General features: G+C 72.4%; 13 protein-coding genes. 9 read left to right on the top strand and 4 right to left on the bottom strand.

Translation table 11 applies throughout. The annotated features are described in order from the left end of the window. Positions 1–26: 26 nt before the first annotated feature. The 5 genes from ABZ386_RS06505 to ABZ386_RS06485 all read left to right on the top strand — a co-directional run bounded on the left by ABZ386_RS06505 (position 27) and on the right by ABZ386_RS06485 (position 4,021). Positions 27–110 carry a putative leader peptide gene (locus ABZ386_RS06505; protein ID WP_349817350.1) on the top strand — a complete coding sequence of 28 codons (84 nt, stop codon included), beginning with the start codon at positions 27–29 and terminating at the stop codon, positions 108–110. A 145-nt stretch (positions 111–255) separates the two neighbouring features. Next, complete coding sequence (locus ABZ386_RS06500) at positions 256–1,125, top strand: ABC transporter permease (protein WP_356500719.1); 870 nt, start codon at positions 256–258, stop codon at positions 1,123–1,125. Continuing rightward, positions 1,098–1,838: an ABC transporter ATP-binding protein gene (locus ABZ386_RS06495; RefSeq protein WP_358963900.1), complete on the top strand. Its 741-nt coding sequence runs from the start codon at positions 1,098–1,100 to the stop codon at positions 1,836–1,838. The genes ABZ386_RS06500 and ABZ386_RS06495 overlap by 28 nt, the downstream gene beginning before the upstream one ends. Positions 1,839–1,876: 38 nt before the next feature. Then, the gene (locus ABZ386_RS06490) at positions 1,877–2,905 is read left to right on the top strand and encodes an ABC transporter substrate-binding protein (protein WP_356671779.1); all 1,029 of its coding nucleotides are present in this window, start codon (positions 1,877–1,879) and stop codon (positions 2,903–2,905) included. 39 nt (positions 2,906–2,944) lie between these two features. Then, positions 2,945–4,021 (top strand): NAD(P)-binding domain-containing protein, encoded by a 1,077-nt coding sequence (locus ABZ386_RS06485; protein WP_351337038.1) that lies wholly within the window; start codon positions 2,945–2,947, stop codon positions 4,019–4,021. Between the two features lie 3 nt (positions 4,022–4,024). Here ABZ386_RS06485 and mltG read toward each other — a convergent pair whose 3' ends face one another. Both mltG and ABZ386_RS06475 read right to left on the bottom strand, forming a co-directional pair. Beyond that, positions 4,025–4,864 carry an endolytic transglycosylase MltG gene (mltG, locus tag ABZ386_RS06480; protein WP_356617949.1) on the bottom strand — a complete coding sequence of 280 codons (840 nt, stop codon included), beginning with the start codon at positions 4,862–4,864 and terminating at the stop codon, positions 4,025–4,027. Positions 4,865–4,907: 43 nt separating this feature from the next. Further along, positions 4,908–6,710 carry an ABC transporter ATP-binding protein gene (locus tag ABZ386_RS06475; protein WP_356500713.1) on the bottom strand — a complete coding sequence of 601 codons (1,803 nt, stop codon included), beginning with the start codon at positions 6,708–6,710 and terminating at the stop codon, positions 4,908–4,910. An 87-nt stretch (positions 6,711–6,797) separates the two neighbouring features. Between ABZ386_RS06475 and ABZ386_RS06470 the strand changes: the two genes are divergently transcribed. Beyond that, a complete protein-coding gene (locus ABZ386_RS06470) occupies positions 6,798–7,247 on the top strand; it encodes a MarR family transcriptional regulator (protein ID WP_114250622.1) in 450 nt (149 codons plus the stop codon). A 127-nt stretch (positions 7,248–7,374) separates the two neighbouring features. On the opposite strand, the gene ABZ386_RS06465 is transcribed toward ABZ386_RS06470, so the two are convergent. Next, on the bottom strand, positions 7,375–8,796 hold the full coding sequence (locus ABZ386_RS06465; RefSeq protein ID WP_358963896.1) for a cation:dicarboxylase symporter family transporter: 1,422 nt from the start codon (positions 8,794–8,796) through the stop codon (positions 7,375–7,377). A 175-nt stretch (positions 8,797–8,971) separates the two neighbouring features. After that, positions 8,972–10,555, bottom strand: a complete 1,584-nt coding sequence (locus tag ABZ386_RS06460) for a peptide-N4-asparagine amidase (RefSeq protein WP_358963894.1) — start codon at positions 10,553–10,555, stop codon at positions 8,972–8,974. A gap of 199 nt (positions 10,556–10,754) precedes the next feature. Between ABZ386_RS06460 and ABZ386_RS06455 the strand changes: the two genes are divergently transcribed. From ABZ386_RS06455 to ABZ386_RS06445, 3 genes are all read left to right on the top strand, one after another. Continuing rightward, positions 10,755–12,560, top strand: coding sequence for an ABC transporter ATP-binding protein (locus tag ABZ386_RS06455; RefSeq protein WP_356500707.1), 1,806 nt, complete (start codon positions 10,755–10,757; stop codon positions 12,558–12,560). Further along, the gene (locus tag ABZ386_RS06450; protein WP_355727602.1) at positions 12,557–14,338 is read left to right on the top strand and encodes an ABC transporter ATP-binding protein; all 1,782 of its coding nucleotides are present in this window, start codon (positions 12,557–12,559) and stop codon (positions 14,336–14,338) included. Before ABZ386_RS06455 ends, ABZ386_RS06450 begins: the two co-directional genes overlap by 4 nt. Before the next feature lie 520 nt (positions 14,339–14,858). After that, positions 14,859–15,329 (top strand): DUF5709 domain-containing protein, encoded by a 471-nt coding sequence (locus ABZ386_RS06445; protein WP_351337060.1) that lies wholly within the window; start codon positions 14,859–14,861, stop codon positions 15,327–15,329. Position 15,330 lies beyond the last annotated feature (1 nt).

The raw sequence follows: 15,330 nt of genomic DNA, 5'->3' as shown, positions 1-15,330 counted from the left end.
CATGCCGACTGGCTAGGTTCTGGCGCATGTTGCGTTCAGCCCTGCTCACCACGCGCGGTCACATCGACCTGCTGCGGGTGGCCTCCGCCGCGTGTCGCCGCGGCTGCTGACGCCCTTCTCCCTCTTCTCCTCCCTTTTTCCTTTCCTCGCCTTCGTCGCGCCTGCCCGCTGACCGGCTCTGAGCCCGTCGGCGTGGCGCGGCGCGGGTGAGGTGTGCCCTCACCCCGGCCCTCGCTCTTCTCCCGTGGAGCCCCCATGAGCATCAGCCATGCCCCGCCCACATCATCGGCACCCGATATAGCGCCTATATCCGGTGTGGATCTCGATCTCCAGCCCCTGGTGCCCGCCTCCTCCCGCCGTGCCCGCGTCCCCCGCTGGCTGCGCCGTACCACCGGCCCGGTCCTGCTGCTCGCCCTGTGGCAACTCCTCAGCAGCACCGGGGCGTTGCCCCCTGACGTGCTGGCCTCACCCGGCCGGATCGCCCGGGTCGCCGGGGACATGGTGGCCGACGGTTCGCTGCCCGCGGCCATGGGCACCTCGCTCCGGCGGGTCGCCGCCGGGCTGCTGCTCGGTCTGCTCGTCGGCATCGGACTCGCCCTGGTCTCGGGCCTGTTCCGGATCGGCGAGGACCTCGTCGACGCGCCCGTGCAGATGCTGCGGACCGTGCCGTTCGTGGGTCTCATCCCGCTGTTCATCATCTGGTTCGGCATCGGCGAGGCCCCCAAGGTCGCCATCATCACGCTCGGCGTGACCTTCCCGCTCTACCTCAACGTGTACGCCGGGATCCGTGGCGTGGACGCCCAGTTGATCGAGGCCGGGGAGTCCCTCGGGCTGTCGCGCTGGGGGCTCGTCCGGCATGTCGTCCTCCCGGGCGCGCTGCCGAACGCCATGACCGGCCTGCGCTACTCGCTCGGCATCGCCTGGCTCGCGCTGGTCTTCGCCGAGCAGGTCAACGCCGACTCCGGCATCGGGTTCCTGATGGTGCAGGCCCGGGACTTCCTGCGGACCGACGTGATCGTGGTCTGCCTGGTCGTCTACGCCTTCCTCGGCCTGCTCGCCGACTTCATCGTCCGCTCTCTCGAAAAGGTGCTGCTGCAATGGCGACCGACGTTCACCGGCCGGTGACCCCCCAGGCGGTCCACGTCGAGGGGCTCACCCGCTCCTTCGACGGGCGTGCCGTCATCGACGACCTGCGACTGGACGTCCGGCCGGGCGAGTTCGTGGCCCTGCTCGGCCGCAGCGGCTGCGGCAAGTCGACGCTGCTGCGCATCCTCGCCGGGCTGGACCGCGACATCGAGGGCACCGTACTGGTGCCGCGCCGCAAGGCCGTCGCCTTCCAGGCACCGCGGCTGATGCCATGGAAGAAGGTGTGGCGCAACGTCCTGCTGAGCCTGCCCGGCAAGCCCGCACGTGCCGTCGCCGAACAGGCCCTGGACGAGGTCGGCCTCGGCCACCGCACGGACGCCTGGCCCAAGACCCTCTCCGGCGGCGAGGCCCAACGCGCTTCCCTCGCCCGGGCGTTGGTGCGCGAGCCCGATCTGCTGCTGCTCGACGAGCCGTTCGGCGCGCTGGACGCGCTCACCCGCATCAAGGCCCAGCGGCTCGTGGGCGAGTTGTGGCAGCGCCGGGGCTGCGCGGTGCTCCTCGTCACCCATGACGTGGAGGAGGCCGTGCTGCTCGCCGACCGTGTCCTGGTGATGGACGGCGGCGTCATCGCCCACGAGCAGCGCGTCGACCTCGACCGCCCCCGCGACATCACCGACCCGCGCTTCGCCGCCCTGCGCGCCGGGCTCCTCGAACGCCTGGGCGTCGAGGCGACGGCCGCCGAAGCCGCTTGAACTCCCCTCTCCTCCCCTCTACAGCGAACGGAACCACCATGCGACGACGCCTCGCCCCCGCCGCCCTGCTCCTCCCCCTCGCCCTGCTGCTCACCGCCTGCGGCGGGAACTCGGCCGCCAGCACGTCGGACGGCGGCACCGACGGCAAGGGCTCCGTCACGATCAACGTCGGTGACCAGAAGGGCGGTTCGGAGGCCATCCTGCGCGCCGCCGGGGAGCTGAAGAACCTGGACTACAAGATCAAATGGTCGACGTTCACCTCGGGGCCGCCCCTGCTGGAGGCGGTCAACGCGGGGGCCGTCGACATCGGCGGCGTCGGCAACACCCCGCCGGTCTTCGCGGCCGGGGCCGGCTCGAAGATCAAGGTCGTGGCCGCCTGGCACGGCACGTCCAAGGGCGACACCATCCTCGTCCCGAACGGCTCGCCCCTGAAGAGCCCCGAGCAGCTCAAGGGCAGGTCGGTCGCCGTCGCCCAGGGCTCCTCCGCCCACTTCCAGCTGGTCGCGTCCCTGAAGAAGGCCGGGCTGAAGCTGAGCGACATCAAGGTCAAGTACCTCCAGCCGGCCGACGCGCTCGCCGCGTTCACCTCCGGCAAGGTCGACGCGTGGGCGGTGTGGGACCCGTACACCTCGCAGATACTCAAGGCCAGGCAGGGCCGGGTCCTCACCGACGGGGAGGGCGTGACCAACGGGCTCACCTTCCAGGTCGCCGCCCCGGCCGCGCTGAAGGACAAGAAGAAGGCCGCCGCCGTGAAGGACTACCTGGAGCGGCTGCGGCGCGCCTACACCTGGGTGTACGACCACGAGAAGGAGTGGGCCGAGGTCTGGGCGAAGGACACCGGGCTCCCCGAGGACGTGGCGCTGGCGGCGGTCAAGCGCACGTACACGACCCGGATCGCGGTCGCCGTCGACAAGCCGCTGATCGCCTCCGAGCAGGAGATCGCCGACACGTTCACGGCGCTGAAGCTCATCCCGCGCAAGGTCGACTTCGCCGAGTTCACCGACACCCGGTTCAACGGCGACCTGCCGCCGTCGACCTCGGCGGCACGGCCCTCGGAGGGCTCGTAACGCGGGAAGATCCACGACCGCCGCGCTGTTGGTAGAAGCGTGAACAACACACGCGAGGTCGAGGTAGTCGTCACAGGCGCTGGTCAGGCCGGTCTGGCCGGCGCCTATCACCTGCGGCGATCCGGTTTCGAGCCGGACCGCGACTTCGTCGTGCTGGACCACTCCCCCGGGCCCGGCGGCGCCTGGCAGTTCCGCTGGCCGTCGCTGACGTACGGCAAGGTGCACGGCATGCACGCGCTGCCCGGGATGGAACTGACGGACGCGGACCCGGCGCGGCCGTCCGCCGAGGTGATCAGCGAGTACTTCGACCGGTACGAGCGGACCTTCGGCCTGCGGGTGCGGCGGCCCGTCGACGTCCGGGCCGTGCGCGAGGGGGCCGGCGGGCGGCTGCTCGTGGAGACCTCGGACGGCGTGTGGTCGGCGCGGGCGCTGATCAACGCGACCGGCACCTGGGACCGGCCGTTCTGGCCGCGCTATCCCGGCCAGGAGACCTTCCGGGGGCGGCAGTTGCACACCGCGCAGTACCCCGGGCCCGAGGAGTTCGCCGGGCAGCGGGTCGTGGTGGTGGGCGGCGGCGCCTCGGGCACCCAGCACCTGCTGGAGATCGCCGCGTACGCGGCGGCCACGACATGGGTGACCCGGCGCCCGCCCGTCTTCCGGGAGGGACCCTTCGACGAGAACGCGGGCCGGGCGGCCGTCGCGCTCGTCGAGGAGCGGGTACGGCAGGGGCTGCCGCCCCGCAGCGTGGTCTCGGTCACCGGGCTGCCGCTCAACGACGCGATCCGGCAGGGCATCGAGGACGGGGTGCTCGACCGGCAGCCGATGTTCGACCGGATCACCCCGGACGGGGTCGAATGGAACGACGGCCGGCGCGTCGACGCCGACGTGATCCTGTGGGCCACCGGCTTCCGGCCCGCCCTCGACCACCTCGCCCCGCTGCGGCTGCGCGGCCCCGGCGGCGGCATCCGCATGGAGGGCACGCACGCGGCCGCCGACCCCCGCGTCCACCTCGTCGGCTACGGCCCCTCGGCCAGCACGATCGGCGCGAACCGTGCGGGCCGGGCGGCCGTCCGCGACATCAGGCGGTTGCTGGAACGGGAACCGGCCGCGGCATGAATCTCAGGGACGTTCCGCCCTGCTCTTGCGGTGGGCGTTGAACTCCGCGACGTTGCGGGTGTGTTCGCGGTAGTCCGCGGTGAAGCGGGTGTCGCCCGGCTTGACCGTGACGAAGTACAGCCAGTCTCCCGGGGGCGGGTTGACGGCGGCGCGCATCGCCTCCTCGCCGGGGTTGTCGATGGGCGTGGGCGGGAGTCCCATGCGCTGGTACGAGTTGTAGGGGCTGTCGAGGCGCGTGTCGCTCGCCGTCGTGCGGAGCGTCGCGCGGTTCAGCGCGTAGTTGAGGGTGGAGTCCATCTGCAGCGGCATGCCGCGCTCCAGGCGGTTGAAGATCACCCGGGCCACCTTGCCCATGTCGGCGCGGGTGGCCGCCTCCGCCTGGACGATGCTCGCGATGGTGACGGCCTGGTAGACGTTCATGGCGTTGCGCTGCGCCCCGGCGGCGATGGGCGCGCCGTTGAACCTCTCGTTCGCCGTGTCGACCATCAGCGCCAGCAGCTTCTCCGGCGTGACCTTCTCCTGGAGTGGATAGGTCGCCGGGAAGAGGTAGCCCTCGGGGTTGCCCTCGGCGTCGTTCGGCAGCTTCAGGGCGGCCTTCGCGAGGGACTTCTTCGTGCTGCCGGCGGGCAGGGCGAGGGCCTTGTCGACGGCGGCGTAGACCTGGCTCGCGCGCCAGCCCTCGGGGATCACCAGGGTCGTGGGCCGGCCGTCCTCCTCGGGCGCCAGGGTCAGCAGCGGCACCGCCACCGCGGTACCGACCACGACGGCCCCGGTCGCGACGAGGGCGATGCGGCCGCGGCGCGTCAGTCGAATCGTGCTCCGTGGCGGAGTGTTCTTCTGCATGCGGGCACGGTAACCCGCATATCGCCACAAACCCGGCATATTTTCATCTTGTCGGTTCCAGTTGGGCGTCCCGGCGTACGAGCGCCGCGTACCGGCCGTCCCGCTCCAGGAGTTCCTCGTGCGTGCCGCGTTCGACCGCGCGCCCCGCGTCGAGGACCACGATCTGGTCGGCGCCCCGCACGGTGGAGAGCCGGTGGGCGATGGTCAGCGTGGTGCGGTTCGCCGACAGCGCGTCGATCGCGTCCTGGACCGCGGCCTCGGTCCGGGTGTCCAGCGCGCTGGTGGCCTCGTCGAGGATGAGGACCGGCGGGTCGCGCAGGATCGTGCGGGCGATGGCCAGGCGCTGCTTCTCGCCGCCCGAGAAGCGGTGGCCGCGCTCGCCGACGACGGTGTCGTACCCGTCGGGCAGGGACGCGATGTGGTCGTGGATCTGTGCCGCCTTCGCCGCCTGGTGCAGCTCCTCGTCGGTGGCGTCGGGCTTGGCGAAGCGCAGGTTGTCGGCGACGGAGGCGTGGAAGAGGTACGTCTCCTGCGAGACGACGCCGACCGCGCGGGCCAGGGTGTCGAAGTCGAGGTCGCGCACGTCGACCCCGTCGAGGGTGACGCGGCCGCCGGTGACGTCGTAGAGGCGGGGCACCAGGTAGCCCAGCGTGGACTTGCCGGCGCCGGTCGGGCCGACGATCGCGAGGCTGCCCCCGGCCGGGACGGTGAGGTCGATGCCGTCGAGGACGGGGCCGCCCTCGTCGTCGTAGCCGAAGGAGACGTTCTCGAAGCGGACCTCGCCCTTGATCCGGTCGAGGCGGACCGGGTCAGGGCGTTCGGTGATGTCGATCGGCAGGTCGAGGTACTCGAAGATGCGCTGGAAGAGGGCGAGCGAGGTCTGGATCTGCACACCGGTCGACAGCAGGCTCACGGCCGGGCGGAACAGGCCCTGCTGGAGCGAGACGAACGCGACGATCGTGCCGATGGAGACCTCGGGGCCGCCCAGTTGGAGGGCCATGCCGGCGGTCCAGTAGATGACGGCGGGCAGGGCGGCCATGACGATCGTGATGACGGCCATGCGCCAGCGGCCGGCCATGTTGGACCGCACCTCCAGGTCGACGAGTTCCTCGGACTCGTCGGCGAAGGACCTCGTCAGCGAGTCGGAGCGGCCCATCGTGCGGCCGAGCAGGATGCCGCTGACGGAGAGCGACTCGGTGACCGTGGCGGCCATGGCGGCCATCTGCTTCTGGCGCTGGGTGGTGATCTTCCGCCGTTCGTTGCCGACGCGGCGGCTGATCCACACGAACACCGGGAGCAGCAGCAGGGAGACGACCGTCAGGCGCCAGTCGAGGGCGATCATCGCGACGATCGTGGCGATCACGCTGGTGGCGTTGGAGACGAGCGAGGTGGCGGTGGAGGTGACGGTGGCCTGCATGCCGCCGATGTCGTTGGCGATGCGGGACTGCACCTCGCCCGTGCGCGTGCGCGTGAAGAAGGCGAGGGACATGCGCTGGAGCCGGCCGTAGACCGCGGTGCGCAGGTCGTGCATGACGCGCTGGCCGACCGTCGTGGAGATGAGGGTCTGCAGCACCCCGAAGACGCTGGTGAGGACGGCGCTGAGGATCATGCCCAGGGCGAGCAGACTGAGCAGGCCCGTGCGCCCCTGGGGGATCGCGACGTCGAGGATCTCCTTCAGCAGGAAGGGCGTGGCGACCGAGACCAGCGAGGAGGCGCCGACCAGCAGGCCGACGACGGCGAGCCGGCCCCGGTACGGGCGGAAGAGCCGGAGGATGCGGCGGACCTGCCGGGGCTGTTCCGTCGCCTCGGCGGGTGGGGTCCAGGACGCTTCGTGGTCGGGGTGCATGGGCTCCTTCGAGGGGGTGCGGCGGGCCGGATCACAGCTCATTGTTACCTATACTCACAATGAACTGCATCCTGATATTGTTCCCGCATGACCACCCCCGATCCCGACGGCCTGCTCGCCGAGCAGTTGCTCCGGCTCACCCGCCGGGTGCACCGCATCCAGAAGCGCCATCTGGAGCAGCGCGAGCTGGGCATCACGCCGGCGCAGTCCCGGCTGCTGCGCACCCTGGCGCACTGGGGCTCGCCACCGCGCATGGCGGATCTGGCCGAGCGCCTGGAGGTGGTGCCCCGGGCCGTGACGACCCTGGTCGACGCCCTGGAGGCGAGCGGCAAGGTGCGGCGGGTGCCGGATCCGGCGAACCGGCGCGTGATCCGCATCGAGCTCACGGACGACGGCCGGGGCGCCCTGCGCGAGCTGCGGGCGGCGCGCAGGTCGGCCGCGGAGGAGATCCTCGCGCCCCTGACGGAGGATCAGCGCGCGGCGCTCGGGGGGCTGCTGGACACACTGATCGACGGGACGCCGGTGCGTTCCTGCTGATGCCCCGGGCTCACGACGGGCCACGCCGCCCCTCACACAACGGGCGGCGACCACCGCCCGTCACCACAACGGGCCGCGGCCGCCGCTCCCTCTGCCGGAGCGGTGGCCGCGGCCCGTTCGGTTTCGGTCAGCCGGCCTCGGGAGCGGGCTCCTTGGGCTTCTGGGCGGGGATGCCCGGCGCCGGGGTCGCGGCCGTCGTCGGCTCGACCGCCCGGGCGTCGTCGCCGTCGCCGTCGCCGTCGCCCTGGGGCGGGTCCGTCTCCTCACCGTCGAGCGTCTTCTTCGCGCGCTCGATGTCCAGCGCCCCCTCCCAGCGGGACACCGCGAAGACGGCCACGCAGTTGCCCAGCAGGTTCGTGACGACCCGCATCGAGTCCATGATGCGGTCCACGCCGAGGAGCAGGGCGACGGCTCCGGCCGGAATGGCGCCCAGGGACGAGGCGGTCGCGGCCAGGGCGAGGAACGCCGAGCCGGGGATGCCCGCCATGCCCTTGCTGGTCAGCATGAGCACCAGGACCACGGTGACCTGCTGTCCCAGGGTCAGGTCCACGCCCACCGCCTGGGCGATGAACAGCGTGCCGATGGACAGGTAGAGCGAGGCGCCGTCGAGGTTGAACGAGTAACCGGTGGGCAGCACCAGGCCCACGGCGTCGTCGCGGGCGCCGGCCCGGCGCAGCTTCTGCATCACGCGCGGCATGACGGACTCGGTGGAGGCGGTGCCGAGCGCGAGCAGCATCTCCTCGCGGATGTAGCGCAGGAACTTCCAGAGGCTGAGCCCGGTCACCACCCGCAGGGCGACGGCGAGCAGCGCGATGAACAGTGCCGCCGCGACGTAGCAGAGCACGATGAGCTTGGCGTACTTCGTCATCACTCCGAGGCCGTAGTTGCCGACCAGGTGGGCCATGGCACCGAACACCGCGAGCGGGGCCAGCCGCATCACGAAGCCGACGACCGCGAAGATGATCTCCTGGGCCTGCTCGATCGCGGGCAGGATCTTCGGCACCTTGGTGTGCCCGAGGTGGAGCAGGGCGGCGCCCACCAGGCAGGCCAGGATGAGCACCTGGAGCAGCTCGTTGTCGGCGAAGGCCCCGATGAAGCTCTGCGGCAGCGCGTTCAGGACGAACTCGGTCGTCGAGGGCAGATGGCCGCCGCCCGTGGTCTCGTTCACCGCGGCGGCGTCCAGCGACGAGGGGTCGACGTTCATGCCCTTGCCGGGGCCGACGACGTTGGCGGCGACGAGGCCGATGACCAGGGCGGCCGTGGAGGCGACCTCGAACCAGATCAGGGCCTTGACCCCGATCCGGCCGAACGCCTTCAGGTCACCGGCCTTGGCGATGCCGACGACGACCACGCAGAACACCAGTGGCGAGATCACCGTCTTGATGAGCCGGGTGAAACCGTCGCCGAGCGGCTGGAGAGCCGTGGCCGTGTCCGGCCACAGCTTTCCGACGACGATTCCGAGGACGAGCGCGCAGAGGACCTGCGCGAACAGTGAGGTACGCAGCGTGCGTGCGACGCGTCGCGGCAGGGACGGTACGGACGGTGGCACGGGGCCTCCTTGGGGGACGGACTACACAGAAGCCGGAGGGGACTTCTGCGATACGGAAAGCGGCTTCCGTGACCGATCACTGTGGAGGTTGTCTTGATCGCGCACAAGACCGCAACGTTTCGGCCATGTAAAAGCACCTTGAGTGGCGCAAATCACACGCGTCACACGAGTCGCCTCAGCAGCGCCTGTGGTCCGTCGTGAGCACCCCCTGCGTGGTGGTCAGCGTGCGGTCGTAGCAGCCGTGGGAGCCGTGGAGCCGGTACCGCTCGCTGGTCGTGCCGACCGCGTGCCGTTGGTCGCGCGGGACGCCCGCCGTGTAGGTGGCGTCGCCCGTGTAGGTGTCGTCGAGGCGTGACCACGCCGTGCGCCGGCCGTCGCGCAGGACGGCGGTGGTGGCGCGGTCACCGAGGGTCAGGACCGTGCGCAGCCGGTCGCCCGCGCCGAGCGTGGTCGTGCCGTCCATCGTGTAGGTGCGGTGCGTGCGGGTGCTGAGGCCGTCGACGGTCACCGACTCGTCGTCGGTCCAGGTGGCCGTCAGCCCGTCGCTCGTCTCGCCGTCGGTCCAGCGGTGTTCGGAGGTGTGGGCGAGGGAGCGACTGACGGTGGTGGTGACGCGGCCGTGCGAGGTGTCGACGTATCCGGCGACGGTCAGCCGGTGCGCGCCCTCGGTGTCCACCCGGTGTTCGGAACCGGGAGTGTATACAGAGGAGTTGGCCAGGTGGCCGGCCTTGTGCACGGTGAGGGCGCCGGTGACCCGCGCGCGTCGTTCGTCCTGCCAGACCAGGACGTTCACGGGCGCGCTCCAACCGGTCTGCCCCTCGGGCACGCCGACGACCGAGACCTCGACGCGGTGCGGGCGGCCGTCGTTGAGGAGGCCGGCGAAGGGAGTGAGGTCATAGGTGATCGGCTTGATGTCGAAGGCGCGGGGGCCCGGGATCACGTACCAGAGGAACGGGTTGGACCAGCCGCCGGTCCACACGGTCGGGAACGGCGTGGCGATGCCCGCGAGTCGGCCGTCCACGCGGATCTGCACCTCGCGGTAGGGGCCCTGGCCGGCCTTGCAGGAGTACGGCGCCGGATCGGGCACCGTGAGGTACCAGTACTCCTCGCAGCCGCCGCCGGAGCCGGTGGCGTACACCTCGGCGACGATGCGTTCGCTGTTGCGCGGGGTGGTGAGGGTCGTGCCGCCGTCGAGGGTGAGGACCCGGTCGGGGCTCGCGGCGTCGGGGCGGCCCGGGTAGAACGTCAGCGTGACCGTGACGTCGAGGACGCCCGTGTAGGTGTCGTCGACGACGTTCCCGATGAGCATCTCGACGTCCCGGCTCTTTTGGAAGGTGTCGCCGTAGCGCGTGACGTCCTTCTCCACCGACCACTCGATGCCGTCGGGCGAGGGCTGCGGCGTGGAGGTGCGGAAGATCTCCACCCCGCCGACGTGGAGGTAGCCGAGCCGGTCGTACTGGCGGCCCTTGACCTTGCCGTCGAGCCGCAGCACCACCTTGCTCCAGCGGTCGCCGCAGCCGTCGGGCGGGGTGTAGGTGCCGCGGTAGGGGGTGAAGTCGCGGAACTGTGCCCGGGCGAGGGTGACTTCGCAGGACTTTCCGGACGGCCGCTCGACGGGCGGGGCGGCCGTGACCGGGTCGTGCCAGTCGGTGCCGAACTCGGCCGGGACGTCGGCCGCCCGGGCGGGACCGGTGCCGAGGAGGGTGCTCGCCAGGAGGGCCGCTCCGGCAAGCATGGACATGACGATCCGTCTCTTCATGGGCGGTGTTCTACGGGGAGTCCGCCGCCCGCGCAATGAGCACCGGCCCGCCGGGGCAGCCCTGTTCCCACCCGTGTCGGCCGGTTCCGGCCGGTGGACGGAAAACCGGTTGCCTCCGACCACGTGGCGACGCGAACCTGTCACGGTTTGCTGCCCTCGGTCCTCACCCCCATCCCCTGACACGAGCCACTGGGACGTCATGCAGATTCAAGACCTTCCGTATCCCGACCCGGGCGTGCCGGACACGCGATCGGGTCCCCGATTCCTGTGGTGGCTCTTCCGGAACCAACTGGGCGGTCAGCTCAAGTCGCTGGCCTGGGGGCTGCTGCACTTCGCCTCCGTCGCCGCGCTGCCGTTCTGCGTCGGTGTCGCCGTGCAGGCCGTGGTCGACCGCTCCGGCTCGCGACTGGCCCTGGCGGGCGGGCTGCTGGCGCTGGCCTGCGCCGGCAACGCGGTCGGCGACACCTTCCTGCACCGCTCCGCCGTCACCAACTGGATCACGGCCGCCGCCCGCGTCCAGCAGCTCCTCGCCCGCAAGGCCGCCCAGTTGGGCTCGGCGCTGACCCGGCGGGTCGCGGCCGGTGAAGTGGTGGCGGTTTCCACGGGTGACGTGGAAAAGATCGGCTGGTTCGTGGAGGCCCTGTCCCGGTTCACCGCGGCCGTGGTCACCGTCGTGCTGGTCTGTGCCGGCCTGTTCGTCTACCAGCCGGCGCTCGGCGTGGTCGTCGCCGTGGGCCTGCCCGTGCTGGCACTCGCCGTGCTGCCGCTGCTGCCCCGCGCCACCCGGCGCGCCGACGTCCAGCGCGAGAAAGCCGGACGCGCCACCGAACTCGCCTCCGACACCGTCGCCGGGCTGCGCGTGCTGCGCGGCATCGGCGGCGAGGAACTCTTCCTCGAACGCTACCGGCGCGCCTCCCAGGAGGTCCGGCACGCGGCCGTGCGCAGCGCCCGGATGTGGTCCCTGATCACCGCGATCCAGGTCCTGCTGCCGGGACTGCTGCTCATCGCGGTCGTCTGGTACGGCGTGCACCTGGCGCGGCAGGGCCGGATCACCGTCGGTGAACTGGTCACCGTCTACAGCTCGGTGATGGTCCTCACCTATCCGCTGCGGCACTTCGAGGAGATCGCCATGGCGTACTCCTTCTCCCGGCCGTCCGCGACGCGGGCCGCGGGTGTGCTGGCGCTGGAGCGGGCCACGGACACCGCAGGGTCGCGTGCGGCCGGCGTCCCGTCCGGGGACCTCTACGACCCGGAATCCGGGCTGCTCGCGCCGGCCGGCCGGCTGACCGCCGTGGTGTGCGGCGACCCGGACGCGGCGGGCCGGCTGGCCGAACGGCTGGGCGGGCACCCCTCGCAGGAGGGCACCTCGGTGCTGCTGGGCGGAGTACCGCTCGACGAACTCCCGCTGGACAGCGCCCGTACGGCCGTCCTCGTCCAGGACAAGGACCCGGTCCTGCTGTCGGGCACGCTGCGCGACCTGCTCGACGTGCCCGCGTCAGGTGACGTGGAGCCGCGCGCGGCGCTGGCGGCGGCGCAGTGCGAGGACGTACTGGCGGCGCTGGTGCAGGGGTCGCTGGACGCGACCGACCCCATGGACGCCCGGATCACCGAACGCGGCCGGTCCCTGTCCGGCGGTCAGCGGCAGCGGCTCGCGCTCGCCCGGTCGCTGCTCACGGACCCGGAGGTGCTCGTCCTGGACGAGCCGACCTCGGCCGTCGACTCGCACACCGAGGCCCGGATCGCCCAGGGCGTACGGGAGTTGCGCGCGGGGCGCACGACCGTGGTGTTCACCTCCTCCCCGCTGCTGCTGGACCGGTCCGACCGGGTCGTGTTCCTGCACGAGGGCGAGGTCGTCGCGGTCGGTACCCACCGGGAACTGGTGCACTCCGAGCCCCGCTACCGGGCGGTGGTCACGCGCGAGACGGACGACGAGGCCGCGCTGAGCGGTTCCGTCGCCCTGACGGACGTCCTGCAGGAACTGGAAGAGATCGAGGAGAAGGCATGATCGGCGTAGCGCCACCGGCGTACGACCCGGCGGCCCCGACGACGGCGAACACCCTGCCGGTGGGGGCCCCCGCGACCGTCCGCGCCTACGTGGCCGAACTGCTGCGCCGGCACCGCCGGGCGTTCCTGCTGCTGGTCGCCGTCAACACGGTCGCCGTCGTCGCCTCGATGGCCGGTCCGTGGCTGCTGGGCGGACTGGTGGAGCGGGTGTCCGACGGGGCGCGGGAGCTGCGGCTGGAGCTCACCGCGGGGCTGTTCCTGGCCGCGCTGGCCGTCCAGGCCCTGTTCGTCCGTCAGGTGCGGCTGCGCGGCGCGATGCTGGGCGAGCGGATGCTGGCCGACCTGCGCGAGGACTTCCTCGTCCGGTCGGTCGGGCTGCCGCCCGGCGTGCTGGAGCGGGCCGGGACCGGCGATCTGCTGTCCCGGATCACCACGGACATCGACCGGCTGGGCAACGCGATGCGCGAGGCCGTGCCGCAGCTGTCCATCGGCGTGGTGTGGGTGGTCCTGCTGATGGGCGGGCTGGTCGTCACGGCGCCTCCGCTGGCGCTCGCCGTGCTGCTCGCCCTGCCGCTGCTGATCGTCGGCTGCCGCTGGTACTTCCGGCGAGCGCCCTCCGCGTACCGCTCGGAGTCCGCCGGGTACGCCGCCGTGGCCGCCGCGCTCGCCGAGACGGTGGACGCCGGGCGCACCGTCGAGGCCCACCGCCTCGCCGACCGCCGCATCGCCCTGTCGGAGCGCCGCATCCGGGAGTGGACCGCCTGGGAGCGGTACACGCTCTGGCTGCGGTCGGTGCTCTTCCCGGTCATCAACACCACGCACGTGACCGTGCTCGCCTCGGTCCTGATGATCGGCGGCGTGTTCGCCCTGCACGGGTGGATCGACGTCGGGCAGCTCACGACCGGCGCGCTGATCGCCCAGATGCTCGTCGACCCGGTGGGCATGATCCTGCGCTGGTACGACGAGCTGCAGGTGGCGCAGGTGTCCCTGGCCCGGCTCGTCGGGGTCCGGGACATCGAGCCGGACGACGGTGACGCCGAGCTGGTCCCCGACGGGCGCCATGTGCACGCCGACCGGGTGCACTTCGGCTACCTGGAGGGCGTGGACGTCCTGCGCAAGGTGTCCCTTGAGGTCGCCCCCGGCACCCGGCTGGCGCTGGTCGGCCCCTCGGGGGCGGGCAAGTCCACGCTGGGCCGGCTGCTCGCCGGGATCTACGCGCCCCGGGACGGCCGGATCACCCTGGGCAGCGCCGAGCTGTCCCGGATGCCCGCCGAACGCGTCCGCGAGCACGTGGCGCTGGTCAACCAGGAGCACCACGTCTTCGTGGGGTCCCTGCGCGACAACCTCCTGCTGGCCCGGACGGGTGCCGACGACGCCGAGCTGTGGGCGGCGCTGGGCGCGGTCGACGCGGACGGCTGGGCCCGGGCGCTCGACGACGGCCTGGACACCGAGGTCGGCTCGGGCGGGCTGGCGCTCACCCCGGCGCAGGCCCAGCAGATCGCGCTGGCCCGCCTGGTGCTGGCCGACCCGCACACGCTCGTCCTGGACGAGGCGACGTCCCTGCTCGACCCGCGCGCCGCCCGCCACCTGGAGCGCTCCCTGGCCCGGGTCCTGGACGGCCGCACCGTCGTCGCCATCGCCCACCGGCTGCACACCGCGCACGACGCGGACGTCATCGCCGTGGTCGAGAACGGACGGATCAGCGAGCTGGGCAGCCACCAGGAGCTGGTCGCGGCGGACGGGGCGTACGCGGCGTTGTGGAGGTCGTGGCACGGGTGAGCGGGTCCCGGGGGTAGGGGCACATGCCCGGCCGGGGCCCGGTCTCGTGCCGGTGATGAGGCCGGGCCGCAGGCAGGGGCGGGCCACGGCTGGGGCGGGCCGCACTAGGCCGGGCCGCAGGTGGGCCGCGTCGCAGACAGGCCGGGCCGCAGGCAGACCGGGCCGCAGGCAGACCGGGCCGCCGGTGGGCCGCGCCGCCGGTGGGCCGCGCCGCCGGTGGGCCGCGCCGCAGGCAGACCGGGCCGCCGGTGGGCCGCGCCGCAGGCAGACCGGGCCGCAGGCAGACCGGGCCGCACGCAGGCCGGGCCGCACGCAGGCCACGGGCAGCGCCGTGGCGTGTGGCCCGGCCTTGGCGTTGCGCGGTGGCGAGGCTCGGTGGAAGGCTGGAAGCAGGCACCGGCTCGGGGAACGCCCGGGAACCACGCGGTTCGGCGACGGGCGACGCCAGTGCTCCGTGCGGCGGCCGGCCCGGCGCGGGCCCCCGTGGCGACGGGCTCGTCCCCACCCCCTGGAGGTACCCGTGAACAGCTCCGACGGCTGGGGCGACGACGTCTACCAGCCGGACCAAGACGAGCAGAGGGAGGACACGGGGCTGCTCGACGCCGAGGACACCCTGGAGTACGACGGCGTCGACGATCCCCTGGACCGGGGCTGGTCCCCTCCCGAGCGGCCCTGGGCCGTCGAGCACCTCGGCGTGACGGCGGCCGAGCGGCTGCGGGGCGAGACGCTGGACCAGCGGCTCTCCGAGGAGCTGCCGGACCCCGTCGCGCCCGACGGGGACGGCCTCGGGGACTGCCAGGGCACCGACGGGGAACTCCTGGACAACGAGGTGGGCGCCGCCCGCTCCGGCCGCCTGGTGGCACCCGACGAGGGCGCGCACGAGGACGAGGAGGCCGCGCTGGTCGCCATGGACGTGGGCATCGACGGCGCGGCCGCGTCGGCCGAGGAGGCCGCCGTGCACATCGTCGACGAGGACACCCTGCCCGGCTGAT

The organism is Streptomyces sp. NPDC006140, from assembly GCF_040628815.1.
Taxonomy (GTDB): Bacteria; Actinomycetota; Actinomycetes; order Streptomycetales; family Streptomycetaceae; genus Streptomyces.
This window is presented reverse-complemented; position numbering and strand designations above follow the sequence as displayed.

Coding starts and splice junctions, on each gene's coding strand:
- ABZ386_RS06495 (WP_358963900.1), top strand. CDS start 1,098: ATGGCGACCGACGTTCACCGGCCGGTGACCCCCCAGGCGGTCCACGTC.
- ABZ386_RS06500 (WP_356500719.1), top strand. CDS start 256: ATGAGCATCAGCCATGCCCCGCCCACATCATCGGCACCCGATATAGCG.
- ABZ386_RS06450 (WP_355727602.1), top strand. CDS start 12,557: ATGATCGGCGTAGCGCCACCGGCGTACGACCCGGCGGCCCCGACGACG.
- ABZ386_RS06475 (WP_356500713.1), bottom strand. CDS start 6,710: ATGCACCCCGACCACGAAGCGTCCTGGACCCCACCCGCCGAGGCGACG.
- ABZ386_RS06470 (WP_114250622.1), top strand. CDS start 6,798: ATGACCACCCCCGATCCCGACGGCCTGCTCGCCGAGCAGTTGCTCCGG.
- ABZ386_RS06505 (WP_349817350.1), top strand. CDS start 27: ATGTTGCGTTCAGCCCTGCTCACCACGCGCGGTCACATCGACCTGCTG.
- ABZ386_RS06455 (WP_356500707.1), top strand. CDS start 10,755: ATGCAGATTCAAGACCTTCCGTATCCCGACCCGGGCGTGCCGGACACG.
- ABZ386_RS06490 (WP_356671779.1), top strand. CDS start 1,877: ATGCGACGACGCCTCGCCCCCGCCGCCCTGCTCCTCCCCCTCGCCCTG.
- mltG (WP_356617949.1), bottom strand. CDS start 4,864: ATGCAGAAGAACACTCCGCCACGGAGCACGATTCGACTGACGCGCCGC.
- ABZ386_RS06460 (WP_358963894.1), bottom strand. CDS start 10,555: ATGAAGAGACGGATCGTCATGTCCATGCTTGCCGGAGCGGCCCTCCTG.